We start from the raw sequence: 16,561 nt of genomic DNA, 5'->3' as shown, positions 1-16,561 counted from the left end.
GTCGTCCGCCTGCGGGCCGACCCGGCGTCCCCTACGCGGCGGAGAAGATCACGTCGGCCGGAGGGTCCGGGGGTAGCGGCTGCAGAGGGCGAAGACGGCGGCGAAGAGGGTCCAGGCGGCGACGTACGCGACGGGGTGGGCCCAGACGTCGCCGACGAGGTCGCTCAGCGTGGCGCGGCCCTCGAAGTAGAGCGCCAGGCCCGCCACCGCGCCGGGGATGGCGCCCCACCAGCGCTGCCACCACACCTCGTGGACGACCATCTCGAACGCGACGAGGGCGATCGGGCCGAACAGCAGCCACTTCAGCCCGGGCGGCTGGGACAGTAACGCGCTGAGCCCCATGACCGCCACCGCCGAGGCGGCCGTCAGGAGCACCAAGGTCCCGAAGGGCGCGGGCTCGTTCCGGGGGTCGATGTCTTCGGACACGATCGCCATTCTGGCCGACGGCGCTACCCGACGGACACGCCCTCCTTCGGGGAGACCGCCGCCGGACGGTAGGTGACCAGCGTGAACAGCAGCGCCACCAGCCCGAACGCGGTGGCCAGCACGGTCACGCCCGTCCTGCCGTACCAGTCGAGCGTCGCGCCGCCGGCCAGCCCGGCCAGGAACAGGCCCACGTACTGGGCCGACGACAGCAGCCCCAGGCCGATCGGCACGTTGCCGGGCACCACGGAGACGGTCCTGAACTGCTGGGCGGGGGCCACCAGCCAGCCGAGCGCGCCCCACAGGAACGCCCACACGAGGGCGACGGGCAGGGCCAGGTTCGCGACGGGGATGAGGGCCAGGAACAGGGTGCTCGCGCCCAGGGCGAGCAGCACCATCCGGCGCGGCCCGTACAGGTCGGTGAAGCGCCCGCCGAGCTGGTTGCCCACGATGCCGCCGATCCCCCACGCCCACAGCACGGCGGGCAGCGGCAGGTCGATCAGCGACCCGATGTAGGTGTACGCGGTGAACCCCGCCGCGAACAGCAGCAGCTGCGTCACCAGCACCGCCAGCACCTGCCGGTCGCCCAGCGGCGCGAGACGCTCCCGCAGCCGCCCCGACGTCGGGATCCTGACGACCGGCACCACCGCCGCCACCCAGGCGAACCCGACCACGCCCAGCCCCGCCACCAGCCAGAGCGTGGACCGCCAGCCCGAGACCGAGCCCAGCCAGGTGCCCAGGGGCACGCCGATCGCGTTCGCGACCGTCATCCCGCCCATCACCAGCGCGAGCGCGCGGCCCCGCCGCTCGGGCTCGGTCAGCGTGTTCGCCACGCCCGACGCGGTCGGCGTGAACATCGCCGCCCCCGCCGCCGCGACCACGCGGGTGGCCATGACCAGCGGGTACGTCGGAGCCAGCGCGGTCAGGACGTTGCCCAGCACGAACACGGCGAGGGCCACCAGCAGCAGGGTCCTGCGCGACAGGCGGGCGGTCAGGGCGGCGAGGATAGGCGACAGCACCGCGTACGCCAGCGCGAAGACGGTCATGAGCTGCCCCGCCGCGGAGGACGAGATCCCCAGGTCCTTCGAGATGGGCGGCAAGAGCCCAGCGGTCACGAACATGCCCGTACCGATGGCGAAATTTCCGACAGCAAGCGGGTAGAGCCGCGAAGTCATGGAGCCTCCAGACGAGAGTTGGACATGCATCAAACTGACCTATAGTTGGATTGTTGTCAAACAATAAAACGAAGGTAAGGTTTGACCATGCGCCTGCTACCCCACCCGGCCACGGAGGACATCGAGCTCACGGAGGTCCTGCGGGCGCTGTCCGACCCCGTCCGCCTGGAGATCGTCGTCCGGCTCGCCCTGAGCGGCGTGATGAACTGCGGCGAGGCGGGCGACGACCTGGGCGTGCACAAGTCGACGGCCTCACACCACTACCGGACGCTGCGCGAGGCGGGCGTGGTCATCACCAAGCAGGAGGGGCGGCTGAAGTTCATGAGCCTGCGCCGCGACGACCTCGAGTCCCGCTTCCCCGGCCTGCTCGACTCCGTCCTGTCCGCCGCCGGGATCCCGAGCACCGCCCTGGGCCCGGGCGCCGACGTCCCCGCCCCGCGTTGATGCGCCCCGGCGCGCTGCCCATCCGGCACGTCCTGCCCGACCTGCTCGCCGCGCTCGACCGGCACGGCAGCGCGGTGCTCACGGCCCCGCCCGGCACGGGCAAGACGACCGTCGTGCCCCTGGCCCTGGCCGAGGCGGGCATGCGGGTGCTGGTCGCCGAGCCGCGGCGGCTGGCCGTGCGCGCGGCGGCCAGGCGGATGGGCGTGAGCTACACGATCAGGGGCGAGCGCCACACGGGCGCCAACCCGATGGTCGAGGTCGTCACCACCGGCGTCCTGCTCCAGCGCCTCCAGCGAGACCAGGAGCTGGCCGAGGTGGACGCGGTCGTGCTCGACGAGTGCCACGAGCGGCACCTGGACGCGGACACCTCCCTGGCGTTCCTCCTGGACGTACGCGACACGCTCCGGCCCGACCTGCGCCTGCTGGCCACCTCGGCGACCGCCGACGCCGAGCCGTGGTCCCGGCTGATCGGCGGCCCGGTCGTCGCGGCCACCGGCGCCGCCCACCCCGTCGAAAAGGTGTGGGCCCCGCCTGCCCGCCCGGTCGCCCCGCCGCACGGCCTGCGCGTCGACCCCGCGCTGCTGTCCCACGTGGCCTCGGTGGTCCGCAGGGCGCTGGCGGAGCGGGACGGCGACGTGCTGTGCTTCCTGCCCGGCGTGGCCGAGATCGCCAGGGTCGCCGGGATGCTGGACGGCGTGACCGTGCTCCAGGTGCACGGGCAGGCCCCGGCCCACGTCCAGGACGCCGTGCTCGCGCCGGGCCCGGCCCGCAGGGTGGTGCTGGCCACGTCGGTCGCCGAGTCGAGCCTGACCGTCCCCGGCGTCCGCGTGGTGGTCGACTCCGGCCTGGCCCGCGAGCCCCGTACCGACCATGCCCGCGGCCTGGGCTCCCTCACCACGGTCAGGGTCTCGAAGGCGTCGGCCGGGCAGCGCGCGGGCCGGGCGGGCCGCGAGGCCCCGGGCACGGTCTACCGCTGCTGGTCGGCGGCCGACCACGACCGCCTCGCCGACCACGCGCGGCCGGAGATCGCGCTCGCGGACCTGACGGGGTTCGCGTTGCAGGCGGCCTGCTGGGGCGCGCCCGGCGCGTCGGGGCTGGCCCTGCTGGACCCGCCGCCGCCCGCCGCGATGTCCGCCGCCACCCGCACCCTGGAGGCGCTGGGCGCGCTGGACCCGGCCTCGCGGGTGACCGGGCGCGGGCGCCGGATGGCGCTCGCGGGCGTGCATCCCCGCCTGGCCAGGGCCCTGCTCGACCTCGGTCCGAGCGCGGCCGAGGTGGTGGCCCTGCTGTCGGAGCAGCTGCCGCGCGACGCGGGCGACGACCTGGTGGAGGTCTGGCGCGCGGCCCGCCGGGGCGGCACCGGCTTCGCCGCCCGCTGGCGCGAGGAGACCAGGCGCCTCCAGCGGGCCGCCGGCACGGGCCGCCCGGACCTGCCCGGCGACGCCCTGGCCGGGACGGCGGTGGCGCCGGCCGGGACGGGGATGGTGCCGGCCGGGACGGGGGTGCTGGCTGGGACGGCGGCGCTGGCTGGGACGGCGGCGCTGGCTGGGACGGCGGTGGCGCTGGCGTTCCCCGAGCGGGTGGCGCGCAGGCGGGGCGGCGGCTATCTCATGGCCTCCGGCACGCAGGCCCAGCTCCCGGAGGGGTCCAGGCTGCACACCGCCGAGTGGCTGGCCATCGCGGTCGCCGACCGGCAGGCGGGCTCGGCGTCGGCCCGCATCAGGCAGGCCGTGGAGATCGACGAGGAGACCGCCAGGCTGGCACACCCCACCACCACGCAGGACGAGATCGCCTGGCACGTCCCGCCGGGCGAGCGTCGCGGCGACGTGCTCGCCCGCAAGGTCGAGCGCCTGGGCGCGATCGAGCTGTCCGCCGCCCCGCTCAAGGACGCCGACGTCCGCGCGGCCGTCCTGCACGGCCTGCGCACCGAGCCCGACGTCCTGACCTGGACGAAACAGGCCAGGGACCTGAGGGATCGCCTGGCCTTCTGCCACCGCGCCATCGGCGCCCCCTGGCCCTCGACGGAAGCGCTCATCGACCTGGCCGACCAGTGGCTGGAGCCCGAGCTGTCCAGGGCTCGCCGCCGGGCCGACCTGGAGCGCATAGACGTGGCCGCGGCGCTGAAACGCCTGATCCCCTGGAGCGAACGCCTGGAGCGGGCGGCCGCCGAACGCATCGAGGTCCCCAGCGGCTCCCACATCCGCGTCGACTACTCGGGCGACCGGCCGGTGCTGGCGGTGAAGCTGCAGGAGCTGTTCGGCTGGCAGGAGACGCCCGAGATCTCCGGCGTGCCCGTCCTGGTCCACCTGCTCTCCCCGGCGGGCCGCCCGGTGGCCGTCACCGCGGACCTGGCGTCGTTCTGGCGCGAAGGCTACCGTGCGGTACGCGCCGAGCTCCGCGGTCGCTACCCCCGCCACCCCTGGCCGGAGGACCCGCTGACCGCGCCGCCCACCCGCCGCGCCAAGGAGAGGCGATCCTGACCGGCGCCCCCGCTAGGCGTCCGGGGCAAGGTCGTGCAGCGTCGGGTTCTCCAGGGCGGGGAAACGCTCGGTCCCCACGCCCACGTCCTTGAACCCGCTCGACGTGGCCACGCACACGACGGGCCCGTCGAAGTCCCGCCGCAGCTTCCGGTATCCCGCGAGCCCGGCCGCGCCCGACAGCTCCTGCCACAGCCCCTGCCCGGCCAGGTCCCGCTGCGCCGCCCGCAGCTCCTCGTCGGTCACGAGCAGGGCCTCGCCGCCGCTGTCGCGCACGGCCACCACCCCGCGGTGCCCGCCGACGGGCCCGGCGATGCCGTACGCGTCGCTGGCCCCCAGCGTGACGATCGCGGCCGGAGCGCCGGTGGCCAGCGCCCGCGCGTGGGGCCCGCCGGCCGCCGTCTCGCAGGAGAACATCCGCGGCACGGCCTCGGCCAGCCCCAGCAGCCGCAGCTCCACGAACCCCTTCCACGGCGAGTCCGCCGACGTCAGCACGATGGCGGGCAGTCCGGCCCGGGCGGCGTAGGCGGCGGCCGAGGCCCCGTGGTTGCCGGACGAGGCCACGACCACGCCGGGCGCGCCCGAGGCGACGGCGGCGCTGACCGCGACCCGGTTGAGGCGGTCCTTGTGCGACCAGGTCGGGTTGCGAGACTCGTCCTTGACGTAGATCCCGTCGAACTCCACCAGCGGTGTCCCGCCCTCTCCGAGCGTGGGCGCCTCCAGCGGCGGCAGCAGCGGCGACCAGCGCGCGAGGTCCGTGCCCGGCTCCTGCTCGAACAGGCGCCGGTCCACCCGCCCGTAGTCGTACGTGATCTCCAGCGGATAGGCGATCTCGTCCGTGCTGGTCCTCGGACACCCCCGCGTCAGCGGCGGGAACAGCGGGAACTCGGCCGAGGGGTCGCCCAGCGAGCGCTGGCGGAGGGCGAGGGAGGGTCCGTTCACGTGTATCGACCCTATCGAGGCGCCCCTATCTACCCGCGCCGCCAGGATGCAGACTCTAGTCATGTTGTGGGCAGGCAGGTCCGCCATCGAGATCGCGACGGCCGTCCGGCGCGGGGACGTCACGGCCACGACCGTCGTCGAGGAGCACCTTCACGCCATCTCGGAGCGGGATTCCAGAGTAGGGGCGTTCCGCCGGGTCAGGGAGCAGGCCGTGGAGGAGGCGCAGGCCGTACAGAAACGGCGCGACCTGGCGGAGCTGCCGCTGGCCGGCGTGCCGGTGGCGGTGAAGGACAACCTGGAGGTGGCGGGCGAGGCCACCCGGGGCGGGTCCGCGGTCACGGCGGACGCGCCCGCGCCGGAGGACCACGTGACGGTGGCGCGCCTGCGGGCCGCGGGCGCGGTGGTCGTCGGCCTGACGAACCTGCCTGAGCTGGGGCTCGTCGCGCTCGGCGACAGCGCGTACGGCATCGTCCGCAATCCCTGGAACCTGGCCAGGACGGCCGGCGGGTCGTCGTCGGGCAGCGCCGCGGCCGTGGCGGCGGGCATGGTGCCATTGGCGCTGGGCAACGACGGCATGGGCTCGCTGCGCATCCCGGCCGCCTGCTGCGGCGTGCTGGCCGTCAAGCCCGGCACCGGGCTCGTGCCCCCGCCGACCGACCACTGGGACGGGCTGACGGAGAACGGCCCCCTGGCCACGACCGCGTCCGACCTGGCGCTGGCGCTGTCCGTGCTGGCCGCCGACCCGGCGCTGGCCGAGTCGTGGCGCGGCGGCCGGCGGGTCGAGCCGCGGCCACCCATGCTCCGCTCGGTCTGGGCGGACGACGACGAGATCTGGGAGCCGCAGCCGCCCCCGGACAGCCCCGAGCCGTTCGACCTGCGGGTGGCGTACGCGCCCCAGCCGCTGCCCGTCGGCCTGCCCGTGGACAGGGAGTTCCAGGCCGCGGTGCGCGGGGCGGCGGAGACGCTGCGCCAGGCCGGGCACACGGTGGTCGAGCACCGCGACAGGCTGCCCGCCTGGCTCGGCCCCGCCACGATCGCCACCTGGCTCACCAGGGCCGCCGCGTCGGCCGACGGTCTGGACCGGCGCCGGCTCGAACGCCGCACCCGCGGGCTCGCCCGCGCGGGCCGGGTGCTCGCCGCGCTCAAGCTCGACGGCGTGCGCGGGCGGGAGCGCTGGAGCGGCTACGGCGCCGACCAGTGGTTCGGGGACGCCGACGTGCTGATCACGCCCGCCCTGGCCGCCGTCCCGCCGAAGGCCGAGCGCTGGGGCGAGCGCGGCTTCGTCCGCAACGCGCTGGCCAACCTCAGGTACGCCCCTGCCACCGGCCCCTGGAACATGTGCGGCTGGCCCGCCATCACGGTCCCCCTGGCCACGCACTCCACCGCGCTGCCCATCGGCGTCCAGATCGTCGCCCCGCCCGGCGGCGAACCCCACCTCCTCGGCCTGGCCGCCCAGCTCCAGGCCGCCCACCCCCCGGTCAGGCCGCCCGGCTTCGCGTTCTGAGCCGCTGTGCCGGGTCGCTGTTCTGAGTCACTGGGGGTGCACCTGGCAGGTGTACCTCCAACGGGGCGCTGGCCGGCGTGCGGGCCGTGCCGCAGCCTGGTCCGCATGAACACACGTGAATGGCTCGTGCTCGTCACGCTGTGCGGCGCGACGTTCATGACAGGTCTGGATTATTCGATCATCACGGTCGCGCTCCCCGAGCTCGGCCGGGATCTGGGTTTCGCCACGCGGGGCGACCTGCAGTGGGTGGTGACGGCCTGCCTGCTGCCGACGGCCGCGTTGATGCCGCTGTTCGGGCGGGTGTCGGACGTGGTGGGGCGGCGCAGGCTGTTCGCGGCCGGCGTGACGGCGTTCACCGGGTTCTCCCTGCTGGCGGCCCTGGCTCCGGTGCCCGGGGTGCTGGTCGGCGCCAGGGCCGGTCAGGGCGTGGCGGCGGCCATGATCGGCCCGACCGCGCTGGCCCTCATGACCACGGCCTTCGCCGAGGGCCCGAAGCGCACGAGGGCGATGGGCGTCAACGGGGCGCTGCTCTCGCTCGGTTTCGTGGCCGGGACCATCGGCGGCGGCCTGGTCACCAGCGGGCTGAGCTGGCGCTGGACCATGCTCATCCTGGTGGGGATCGGCGTGGTCGTGCTGGCGGGCGCGTTCGCCGTGCTCCCCGGCGACTCCGGCAGGAGCGCCGTACGGCTGGACGTGCCGGGGGCCGTGCTGGCGAGCGCCGGGCTGTTCGCCCTGGTCTACGGCATCTCTACGCTCGCGTGGGCCGGCGTCGCGGCGGCCGTGCTGCTGCTGGGGGCGTTCCTCGTCGTCGAGGCCAGGCACGCCGCCCCGCTGGTGCCGCCGCGGCTGCTGCGCCGGCCGACGGTGAAGTGGGGGATGGCGGTGGCGCTGGTGACGTTCGGCATGTGCGGCGGGGCGACGCTGCTGCTGAGCGTCTACATGCAGGACGTGCTCGGCTGGTCCGCGCTGGGGACGGGGCTCGGTTTTCTCGGCGAGGGCGTGGCCGCCCTGGTCGCGGGCGGTCTGGCGGCCCGGCTGATCGGCGCGTACGGCGTGCCCGCGGCCGTGGCAGCCGGCCTGACGACGCAGGCCGTGGGGACGGCGGCGATGGTGTTCCTGCCCGCCTCGGGAGGGCTGGGGGTGCTGCTGGCCACCTCGGCGGCGATGGGCTTCGGTCACGTGCTGACCGTGGTGGCCGCGATCACGACGATCACGTCCGGGCTCGACCCGGCCGACCAGGGGGTGGCGGGCAGCCTCGCGCAGATGCCGACGTTCGTGGGGGCGATCGGGGTGGCCGGGCTGACCGCCGTCGCGTCGGCGTACGCCGAGCTGCTGGCGGGCCTGCACGCGGCGTTCGTGGTGGCGGGGGCGGTCGCCCTGCTCGGGGCGGCCGGCGGCGCCCTGCTGCTGCGCCGCGCTACCCCTGCCGCAGCAGCCGTCTGAGGGGCTCCTCCGAGCCGGGCTCCGGCTGGAAGAGCACCACGCCCTGCCCCTCGTCGTCGGGTGTACGCAGCAGCTCGGAGGTGAGCGTGACGACGCCCAGCTCGGGATGGCGGTAGCCGCGCGAGATGGAGGCGCAGTTGCTCACCGGATGCCGCGTCCACATGGCCCTGAACTCGGCGCTCCCCGCCGCCAGCTCGTCCACCAGCGCGCGCAGCCCCTCGTCGCCGGGGAACTTGCCGAGCGACACCTGCAGGTACGCGATGTCGTCCAGGGCCTTGCCCTCCCAGTCGACGTAGAGGTCGCGGGAGCGGGGGTCGAGGAAGTCCATGCGGGCGAAGTTCGGGCGCGGCTCGCGCTCCGGCGCGTCGAAGTCCAGGTGCGGGGTGAACAGCGCGTGCGCGAGCCGGTTCCAGGCCAGCACGTCGGCGCGCCGGCCCACCGCCCAGGCCGGCACCTCGGTGAACGACTCGACCATGCGCCTGATCCCGGGCCTGAGCAGCTCCGGGCCGACCGGCGGGCGGGACCGGACGGCGCGGGCCAGGCGGTGCAGGTGGGCCCGCTCGTCGTCGTCCAGCCGCAGCGCGCGGGCGAGCGAGTCGAGCACCTCGTCGGAGACGTTCGGGCTCTGCCCCTGCTCCAGCCGGGTGTAGTAGCCGACGCTCAGGCCCGCCAGCGGCGCCAGCTCCTCCCTGCGCAGCCCCGCCACGCGCCGGTGCCGGACCCCCGGCCCCAGCCCCACGTCCTGGGGCTGAAGCCGGGCGCGCCGGGCCCGGAGGAACTCACCGAGACTCATCGAGGTGCCGTGCTCAGATCCCGACCGGATGCCAGACGGTCTTGGTCTCCAGGAACCGCGTCATCCGGCCGGTCCCCGGGTCGGCCGCCCAGTCCTGCCGGGAGGGGCGCAGGACGCGCTTGAGGTTCTCCGCCGCCGCCTGCTCGCAGCTCAGCGCCAGGTCGGCGTCCTCGACCCCGGTCAGGTCCAGCCCGTTGACGTCCATGTGCGCCGCCAGCCAGGGCGCCAGCTCGGCCTGGTGCCCGGTGAGGACGTTCACCACGCCCCCGGGCAGGTCGGACGTGGCCAGGACCTCCGCCAGCGTGATCGACGCGAGCGGCGCGCGCTCGGACGCCACGACGACGCACGTGTTGCCGGTCACGATCACGGGCGCGACCACCGACACCAGCCCGAGCAGCGGGTCGGCGGGCGCGATCACGGCCACCACGCCGGTCGGCTCGGGCGTGGACAGGTTGAAGTACGGGCCCGCGACCGGATTGGCCGCGCCGTGCACGGCGGCGATCTTGTCGGACCACCCCGCGTACCAGACGAGCCGGTCGATCGCGGCGTCCACCTGCTCCAGCGCCGCCTTCTTGCCGCCGCCGAGCTCCTCGGCGAACTGGGCGCGGCGGCCCTCCAGCATCTCGGCGACCCGGTAGAGGATCTGCCCCCGGTTGTAGGCGGTGGCACCCGACCAGCCGGGGAACGCCTTGCGCGCGGCCACCACGGCGTCGCGGGCGTCCTTGCGCGAGGCGCGGGACGCGTTGGCGAGGAATTCGCCCTTGGCCGAGGTCACGGGGTAGGACCTCCCACTCTCCGAGCGCGGGAACGCCCCTCCGATGAACAGCTTGTAGGTCTTTCTGACGGACAACCTACTCATCGCCCCGCCCCCTCCACGTGGACTCCTGCGACATCTGGACCGGCACGAAGACCTGGCCGCACCGGCTCACGCCGCAGCGGTGGGCGTACCAGCCGGTGCGTACGGGCCGCCCGGCCCGGGCGAAGGCGTGACCCCTGGTGGCCTGCGCCCGCCGCCTGGCGCGGCGGGGACGGCGATGCTCACACGTCAAGGTAGGCCTCCAATCCGTGCAGACCGCCCTCGCGGCCGTATCCGGACTCCTTGTAACCACCGAACGGCGAGGCCGGGTCGAACTTGTTGAACGTGTTGGCCCAGACGACCCCGGCCCGCAGCTTGTCGGCCATCCACAGGATGCGTGAGCCCTTCTCGGTCCAGATGCCGGCCGAGAGCCCGTATGGGGTGTTGTTGGCCTTCTCCACGGCCTCGGCCGGGGTCCGGAAGGTCAGCACCGACAACACCGGACCGAAGATCTCGTCCCGGGCGATCGTGTGCGACTGGGCCACCCCCGTGAAGATCGTGGGCGGGAACCAGAACCCCCGCTCGGGCAACTCGCACGCCGGCGACCAGCGCTCGGCGCCCTCCGACTCTCCGATCTGCGACAGCTCCCGGATCTTGGCGAGCTGCTCGGCCGAGTTGATCGCGCCGACGTCGGTGTTCTTGTCCAGCGGGTCGCCCACCCGCAGCGTGCCCAGCCGCCGCTTCAACGCCGCCAGCAGCTCCTCCTGCACCGACTCCTGGACCAGCAGGCGCGATCCGGCGCAGCACACGTGACCCTGGTTGAAGAAGATCCCGTTGACGATCCCCTCCACCGCCTGATCGATCGCGGCGTCGGCGAACACGATGTTGGCCGCCTTGCCGCCCAGCTCCAAGGTCAGCTTCTTGTCCGTGCCCGCCACCGCCCGCGCGATCAGACGGCCGACCTCGGTCGAGCCGGTGAAGGCCACCTTGTCCACGTCGGGGTGGCCCACCACCGCCGCGCCGGTCTCGCCCGCGCCGGTCACGATGTTCACCACGCCGGGCGGCAGGTCGGCCTGCCGGCAGATCTCGGCGAACCACAACGCGGTCAGCGGCGTCGTCTCGGCCGGCTTGAGCACCACCGTGTTCCCGCACGCCAACGCCGGCGCGATCTTCCAGGCCAGCATCAGCAGCGGGAAGTTCCACGGGATCACCTGCCCCGCCACGCCGAGCGGCTTGGTGCCGAACCCCGCGTATTCGAGCTTGTCGGCCCAGCCCGCGTAGTAGAAGAAGTGCGCCGCCACCAGCGGCACGTCCACATCGCGCGACTCGCGGATCGGCTTGCCGTTGTCGAGGGACTCCAGCACCGCCAGCTCGCGGGCCCGCTCCTGGATGATCCGCGCGATCCGGAACAGATACTTGGCCCGCTCCGCGCCGGGCAGCGCGCTCCAGGCGCCGAACGCCTTACGGGCGGCCTGCACGGCGCGGTCGACGTCGTCGGAGGAGGCGGTGGCGACCTCGGCCAGTGTCTCCTCGGTCGCGGGGTTGATCGTCTTGAACGGGGTGCCGGAGCCGTCGACGAACTCGCCGTCGATGAACAGCCCGTACGACGCCTTGATGTCGACGATGTCGCGCGACTCGGGCGCGGGGGCGTACTCGAAGATCGCCATCATCAGTCCAGGGTGAAGTAGTCGGGACCGGCATAGCGGCCGGTGGCCAGCTTCTGGCGCTGCATCAGCAGATCGTTCAGCAGCGAGGAGGCGCCCAGCCGGAACCAGTCCGGCGACAGCCAGTCATCGCCGGCCGTCTCGTGCACCAGCACCAGGTTCTTGATGGCGTCCTTGGTGGTGCGGATGCCGCCCGCGGGCTTGACGCCCACCTGACGGCCGCTCGCGTCGCGGAAGTCGCGCACCGCCTCCAGCATGATCAGCGTCACCGGGAGCGTGGCGGCCGGGGCCACCTTGCCGGTGGAGGTCTTGATGAAGTCGGCGCCGGCCAGCATCGCCAGCCAGGACGCGCGCCGCACGTTGTCGTAGGTGGCCAGCTCGCCGGTCTCCAGGATCACCTTCAGGTGCGCGCCGCCGCAGGCGGCCTTGACCGCGGCGATCTCCTCCCACACCTTCAGGTAGCGGCCGGACAGGAACGCGCCCCGGTCGATCACCATGTCGATCTCGTCGGCGCCCGCCGCCACCGCCAGCGCGGTGTCGCTCACCTTGACCTCCAGCGAGGAACGGCCGCTGGGGAAGGCGGTGGCGACCGAGGCCACCTTGACCCCGGTCCCGGCCAGCGCCCGGACCGCGACCTCGACGAGGTCGGGGTAGACGCACACGGCCGCCACCCGGGGAGCGTCGCCGCCGGGGTGGACGGCCTTGGCGCACATCGCCCGCACCTTGCCGGCGGTGTCGGCTCCTTCGAGGGTGGTCAGGTCGACCATGGAGATGGCCAGGTCGATGGCCTGTGCCTTGGCGGTGGTCTTGATCGAACGGGTGCCGAGCATCGCCGCCCGCTGGTCCGCGCCGACCCGGTCAACCCCGGGCAGGCCGTGCAGGAAAGCTCGCAACGCCGAGTCGGACGAGGCGACGTCCGCGAGCGAGGTAGTCACAGTTGACACCAACACAGCATCGCCGACCAGGGCCGTGAGCTCCAAACCGGACCGCCTTAGGCGAACGGCCCGGGGGTCTTAGGCATGCCGTACGCGCCGGCGTACCAGAGATAAGGCATCCACCCGATGTGGCAGGCAGGGCCTTAGACCGAGTCTTAAAGGTGTCAGGAAGAAGCACGAAATTTCAGGAGACACACCATGCACCCCGAGATCGAGTACGAGCTCATGAAGAACCAGGCGAGCGAGCTCCGCAAGGCCGCCGCCGAGCACCGGCGGGTACGCGAGGCCGAGAGGGCGAACAAGTCCGAGCGCCGCTCGGTCTTCGGCAAGCTCCGTTTCTCATGACCATCCCACGAGAGCCCGGCCACCACCTCCCTCGTGGCCGGGCCTCGAAACCCCCGTAAAGGGACCCCCATAAAAGCGTCGAAAGCAATCGATCGGGCATGACATGCTGGATGACATGCGGGGACGTTCTGTCAGTCCCGTCTTCGTCGGGCGGGAAGAGGAGCTGGCGGCTCTGTCTGAAAGCTTCGACGAGGCACGAAAAGGCAGGGTGACGGCCGTCCTGCTCGGCGGCGAGGCCGGGGTCGGCAAGACCAGGCTCGTCCAGCGCTTCGCCGAGCAGTGCCAGGGCTGCGGCGCCCACGTGCTGTTCGGCGGCTGCGTGGAGCTGTCCACGGAGGGTCTGGCCTACGCGCCGTTCACCGCCGCGCTGCGGCAGCTCGTCAGGGAGCAGGGCCCCGCGGCCGTCGCCGGGCTCCTGCCGGACGGCGCGGAGCGCGATCTCGCGCGGCTGCTGCCCGAGTTCGGCGAGCCGAGCGGCGACGGGGAGACCGACACCGGCCGCGCCCGGCTCTTCGAGCAGTTCCTCACCCTCCTCGAACGCCTGGCCCTCTCCCGGCCCACCGTCCTCGTCATCGAGGACATCCACTGGGCCGACAGGTCCAGCCGCGATCTCATCGCCTTCCTCAGCCGCAACCTGCACGCCCCGCAGGTGCTGATCGTCATGACCTACCGCTCCGACGACCTGCACCGCCAGCATCCGCTCCGGCCGGTGCTGGCCGAGCTGGGCAGGGTGAGCGGCGTGCACCGGCTCGACCTGCCCCGCCTGTCGCGGGACGAGGTCGCCCAGCAGATGGCCGGCATCCTCGGCGAGGTCCCCCAGTACGCCAAGGTCGAGAAGGTCTACGAGCGCAGCGAGGGCATCCCGCTGTTCGTGGAGGCCATGCTGGAGGGCGAGGACTGCGCCTTCCCCGAGTCCATGCAGGACCTCATCCTCAACTCCGTCGAACGGCTGCCGGAGGAGACCCAGCGCCTGCTGCGCGTCGCCGCCGCCGGCGGCATCCGGGTCAGCCACAAGCTGCTGGCCGCCGTGAGCGGCCTGTCCGACGTCGAGCTGGAGACCGCGCTGCGCCCCGCCATCGCGGGCAACGTCCTGCAGATCGCCGACAACCGCGCCTACGTCTTCAGGCACTCGCTCATCCGCGAGGCCGTGCACGACGAGCTGCTGCCCGGCGAGCACCAGCGGCTGCACGCCAGGTTCGCCGAGGAGATCTCCAAGGACCGCGGGCTGGTCCCGCCGGGGCGCGCCGCCGTCGAGCTGGCACACCACTGGTACGGCGCCCGCAACGACACCTGGGCGCTGATCTCCGCCTGGGAGGCGGCGCAGAAGTCGTTCAAGGCGTTCGCCTACACCGAGGCCGTCCCGCTGCTCGAACGCGTCCTCATGCTGTGGGAGCGCGTGCCCGACGCGGCCTCGCTCATCGACGCCGACCACACCGCCGTCCTCGAACGCGCCTCGGAGGCCGCCAACGCCGGCGGCGAGGCCGACAAGGGCGCCAAGTTCGTCAAGGCCGCGCTGGCGGAGCTGGACGAGGCCAAGGAGCCCGGCCGCGTGGCGCAGCTCATCGTGCGGCGGGTGGGGTTCAAGAACTCCAAGGGGCAGCTCGGCGTCATCGAGGACCTCAGGCACGCGCTGCGGCTCGTGCCCGAGAACGGCCCCGAGCGCGCCGAAGTGGTCTCGGTGCTGAGCCGCCACCTCATGTTGCGCGGCGAGATCGCCGAGGCGAGCGAGCTGATCACCGAGGGGCTGCGCCTGGCCAGGGAGCTCGGCGACAGCTGCCTCGAAGCCGACCTGCTGATGAACCTGGCGCTGGGCCACTCCCTCAACGGCGAGAACGAGTCCACGATCATCGTGAACCAGCAGGCGCTGGAGATCGGCACGGCGGCGGGATCCGCCCGCCTGATCACCAGGGCGGTCGGCAACAACATCGACGCGCTGATCGACATGGGCCGCCACGAGGAGGCGCTGCGCCTGGCCGAGCACGGCTGGGAGCTCGCCAAGAAGTACGGCAGGCTGCGGGGCAGCGGGCTGTTCATCAAGAACAACTGGGCCGAGGCGCTGGAGGTGCTCGGCCGCTGGGACGAAGCCATCGAGATCATCGAAGGCGCGCTCAGCCACGGCCCCGTCCTGCGCCACAGGTACGCGCTCCTGCGCGTCCGCGCCGACATCGCCCTGGCCAGGGGCGAGCTGCAGCTGGTCGAGGGCATCCTGTCAGAGGTCGGCGTGCTGAAGGACCGGCCCGAGGAGTTCGTCCAGGACATCATCAACAACGCCCGCCTGCACATCGGCTGGCACCTGACGAGGGGCGAGCCGGGGGCCGCGCTCAGCGTGGCCGAGCGCGTGCTCTCGCACCACAAGCAGTCCAGCAAGGCCATGCTCAGCTGGCGGCTGCTCTCGCTGCTGCGCACGGTCTGCGACGCCGCCGAGGCCACCGAGCCCGAACGGGCCGCCGCGGTGCGGGCGCTGGCCGCGGAGGTGGCGGCCGAGCTGTCGGTCATCGGGCCGGTCGTGGAGGCGTACCGGCTGACCTACACCGGCGACTTCGACGCCGCCGCGGCGGCCTGGGAGCGGCTCGGCCGCCCGCACAACCAGGCCAAGGCCCTGCTGCGGGCGGCCACCGCGGCCGCCCGCGGAGGCGACCGCGAGGGGGCGGCGGCGCGGCTGAAGGTGGCGCTGCCGCTGGCCCAGGCCCTGCGTGCCACCCCGCTGATCGAGGAGATCGAGACGCTGTCGCGCCGGGTGGGCGGGGTTCAGCCCGCCCAGGAGCCCTCCGAGCTGCTGACGCCGCGCGAGCTGGAGGTGCTGCGACTGGTGACCCAGGGCAGGACCAACAGGGACATCGCGGCCGAGCTGTTCATCTCGGCGAAGACGGTGAGCGTGCACGTGTCCAACATCCTGGCCAAGCTCGGCGTCACCACCCGCGGCGAGGCCGCCGCCGCGGCCCACCGCCTCTCGCTACTGTCCCCCGGCTAGAGGAAGCAGCGCTTCCGCCAGGAGGATGACGCCGAAGATCGCGAACGCCGCCGCGGCGCCGTACCGGATCGCCTTCTCCGGCAGGTGCTTGCCCAGCAGCCGGCCCACCAGGATCGCCAGCGCGTCCGCCGCCACCATGCCGACGGTCGAGCCGATCCAGGTGCCGAGCCAGCCGTGCTGCGTGGCCAGCGTGATGGTGGCCAGCATCGTCTTGTCGCCCAGCTCGCTCAGGAAGAACGCCACGGTCACCGCGATCAGGGCGTTCCTGGTGGTGCGCTGGGCCTTCTTCGACTCGTCCTCGGTCAGCTCGTCCCCGCGCAGCGTCCACGCGGCGAACCCGAGGAAGGCCAGCCCCGCCACCACCGAGATGGCCGTCGTCGGCAGCGCGTCACCGATCAGCCCGCCCACGGCGACGCTGACCAGGTGAACGACGGTCGTGGCGATCGTGATGCCCGCGAGCACGGGCCAGGTCTTGAAACGGGTCGCGAACGTCATCGCCATGAGCTGGCTCTTGTCGCCGAGCTCGGCCACGAAGATGACGGCGAGACTGATCCAGAACGCTTCCAACGGTCCCCTTCCGCGCGACCGAGCCGGAAGCGGCGACCCGGGGAGTTTCGGGCACGACTTCGGCCCGGCAGCGTCTTCTTGC

Annotated in this window: 15 protein-coding genes; 6 read left to right on the top strand and 9 right to left on the bottom strand. The window is 73.3% G+C overall.

What is annotated here, in order from left to right; all coding sequences use genetic code 11:
- Positions 1-48 precede the first annotated feature (48 nt).
- Together HD596_RS16925 and HD596_RS16920 are read right to left on the bottom strand one after the other, a co-directional pair.
- Positions 49-426, bottom strand: coding sequence for a hypothetical protein (locus HD596_RS16925; protein WP_185070177.1), 378 nt, complete (start codon positions 424-426; stop codon positions 49-51).
- Positions 427-449: 23 nt separating this feature from the next.
- A complete protein-coding gene (locus HD596_RS16920; RefSeq protein ID WP_185070175.1) occupies positions 450-1,598 on the bottom strand; it encodes an MFS transporter in 1,149 nt (382 codons plus the stop codon).
- An 87-nt stretch (positions 1,599-1,685) separates the two neighbouring features.
- On the opposite strand from HD596_RS16920, the gene HD596_RS16915 reads away from it, so the two are divergent.
- Together HD596_RS16915 and hrpB are read left to right on the top strand one after the other, a co-directional pair.
- Positions 1,686-2,042 carry an ArsR/SmtB family transcription factor gene (locus tag HD596_RS16915; protein WP_185070173.1) on the top strand — a complete coding sequence of 119 codons (357 nt, stop codon included), beginning with the start codon at positions 1,686-1,688 and terminating at the stop codon, positions 2,040-2,042.
- Positions 2,042-4,522, top strand: a complete 2,481-nt coding sequence (gene hrpB / locus HD596_RS16910) for an ATP-dependent helicase HrpB (RefSeq protein WP_185078526.1) — start codon at positions 2,042-2,044, stop codon at positions 4,520-4,522. The genes HD596_RS16915 and hrpB overlap by 1 nt, the downstream gene beginning before the upstream one ends.
- Positions 4,523-4,534: 12 nt before the next feature.
- On the opposite strand, the gene HD596_RS16905 is transcribed toward hrpB, so the two are convergent.
- Positions 4,535-5,461, bottom strand: coding sequence for a threonine synthase (locus HD596_RS16905; RefSeq protein WP_313044323.1), 927 nt, complete (start codon positions 5,459-5,461; stop codon positions 4,535-4,537).
- A gap of 61 nt (positions 5,462-5,522) precedes the next feature.
- On the opposite strand from HD596_RS16905, the gene HD596_RS16900 reads away from it, so the two are divergent.
- Complete coding sequence (locus HD596_RS16900) at positions 5,523-6,965, top strand: amidase (protein ID WP_185070169.1); 1,443 nt, start codon at positions 5,523-5,525, stop codon at positions 6,963-6,965.
- A gap of 105 nt (positions 6,966-7,070) precedes the next feature.
- Positions 7,071-8,408, top strand: coding sequence for an MFS transporter (locus HD596_RS16895; RefSeq protein ID WP_185070168.1), 1,338 nt, complete (start codon positions 7,071-7,073; stop codon positions 8,406-8,408).
- Here HD596_RS16895 and HD596_RS16890 read toward each other — a convergent pair.
- From HD596_RS16890 to deoC, 5 genes are read right to left on the bottom strand one after another with little or no spacing between them, the layout of a single operon-like run.
- On the bottom strand, positions 8,383-9,201 hold the full coding sequence (locus tag HD596_RS16890; protein ID WP_185070167.1) for a helix-turn-helix transcriptional regulator: 819 nt from the start codon (positions 9,199-9,201) through the stop codon (positions 8,383-8,385). The two genes, HD596_RS16895 and HD596_RS16890, sit on opposite strands and share 26 nt — an antisense overlap.
- Positions 9,202-9,214: 13 nt before the next feature.
- Positions 9,215-10,060 carry an aldehyde dehydrogenase family protein gene (locus HD596_RS16885; protein WP_185070166.1) on the bottom strand — a complete coding sequence of 282 codons (846 nt, stop codon included), beginning with the start codon at positions 10,058-10,060 and terminating at the stop codon, positions 9,215-9,217.
- A complete protein-coding gene (locus HD596_RS16880; protein WP_185070165.1) occupies positions 10,053-10,250 on the bottom strand; it encodes a hypothetical protein in 198 nt (65 codons plus the stop codon). The genes HD596_RS16885 and HD596_RS16880 overlap by 8 nt, the downstream gene beginning before the upstream one ends.
- On the bottom strand, positions 10,240-11,667 hold the full coding sequence (locus HD596_RS16875; protein ID WP_185070163.1) for an aldehyde dehydrogenase family protein: 1,428 nt from the start codon (positions 11,665-11,667) through the stop codon (positions 10,240-10,242). Before HD596_RS16875 ends, HD596_RS16880 begins: the two co-directional genes overlap by 11 nt.
- Entirely contained in the window at positions 11,667-12,596 is a 930-nt protein-coding gene (deoC, locus tag HD596_RS16870; RefSeq protein ID WP_185078525.1) for a deoxyribose-phosphate aldolase, read from the bottom strand. The genes HD596_RS16875 and deoC overlap by 1 nt, the downstream gene beginning before the upstream one ends.
- Before the next feature lie 198 nt (positions 12,597-12,794).
- Between deoC and HD596_RS16865 the strand changes: the two genes are divergently transcribed.
- Together HD596_RS16865 and HD596_RS16860 are read left to right on the top strand one after the other, a co-directional pair.
- Positions 12,795-12,941, top strand: a complete 147-nt coding sequence (locus HD596_RS16865; RefSeq protein ID WP_185070161.1) for a hypothetical protein — start codon at positions 12,795-12,797, stop codon at positions 12,939-12,941.
- A 115-nt stretch (positions 12,942-13,056) separates the two neighbouring features.
- Complete coding sequence (locus HD596_RS16860; protein WP_246554518.1) at positions 13,057-15,912, top strand: ATP-binding protein; 2,856 nt, start codon at positions 13,057-13,059, stop codon at positions 15,910-15,912.
- Here the strand turns inward: HD596_RS16860 and HD596_RS16855 are convergent.
- Positions 15,895-16,479 carry a TMEM165/GDT1 family protein gene (locus HD596_RS16855; RefSeq protein ID WP_185070157.1) on the bottom strand — a complete coding sequence of 195 codons (585 nt, stop codon included), beginning with the start codon at positions 16,477-16,479 and terminating at the stop codon, positions 15,895-15,897. The two genes, HD596_RS16860 and HD596_RS16855, sit on opposite strands and share 18 nt — an antisense overlap.
- Between the last annotated feature and the right edge of the window lie 82 nt (positions 16,480-16,561).

It is taken from the genome of Nonomuraea jabiensis (assembly GCF_014204795.1).
Classification (GTDB): Bacteria; Actinomycetota; Actinomycetes; order Streptosporangiales; family Streptosporangiaceae; genus Nonomuraea; species Nonomuraea jabiensis.
This window is presented reverse-complemented; position numbering and strand designations above follow the sequence as displayed.

Excerpts from the sequence above, each read along its gene's own strand:
- HD596_RS16920 (WP_185070175.1), bottom strand. The coding sequence starts at position 1,598 with ATGACTTCGCGGCTCTACCCGCTTGCTGTCGGAAATTTCGCCATCGGT.
- HD596_RS16865 (WP_185070161.1), top strand. The coding sequence starts at position 12,795 with ATGCACCCCGAGATCGAGTACGAGCTCATGAAGAACCAGGCGAGCGAG.
- HD596_RS16900 (WP_185070169.1), top strand. The coding sequence starts at position 5,523 with ATGTTGTGGGCAGGCAGGTCCGCCATCGAGATCGCGACGGCCGTCCGG.
- HD596_RS16875 (WP_185070163.1), bottom strand. The coding sequence starts at position 11,667 with ATGATGGCGATCTTCGAGTACGCCCCCGCGCCCGAGTCGCGCGACATC.
- HD596_RS16885 (WP_185070166.1), bottom strand. The coding sequence starts at position 10,060 with ATGAGTAGGTTGTCCGTCAGAAAGACCTACAAGCTGTTCATCGGAGGG.
- HD596_RS16915 (WP_185070173.1), top strand. The coding sequence starts at position 1,686 with ATGCGCCTGCTACCCCACCCGGCCACGGAGGACATCGAGCTCACGGAG.
- HD596_RS16860 (WP_246554518.1), top strand. The coding sequence starts at position 13,057 with ATGCGGGGACGTTCTGTCAGTCCCGTCTTCGTCGGGCGGGAAGAGGAG.
- HD596_RS16890 (WP_185070167.1), bottom strand. The coding sequence starts at position 9,201 with ATGAGTCTCGGTGAGTTCCTCCGGGCCCGGCGCGCCCGGCTTCAGCCC.
- HD596_RS16895 (WP_185070168.1), top strand. The coding sequence starts at position 7,071 with ATGAACACACGTGAATGGCTCGTGCTCGTCACGCTGTGCGGCGCGACG.
- hrpB (WP_185078526.1), top strand. The coding sequence starts at position 2,042 with ATGCGCCCCGGCGCGCTGCCCATCCGGCACGTCCTGCCCGACCTGCTC.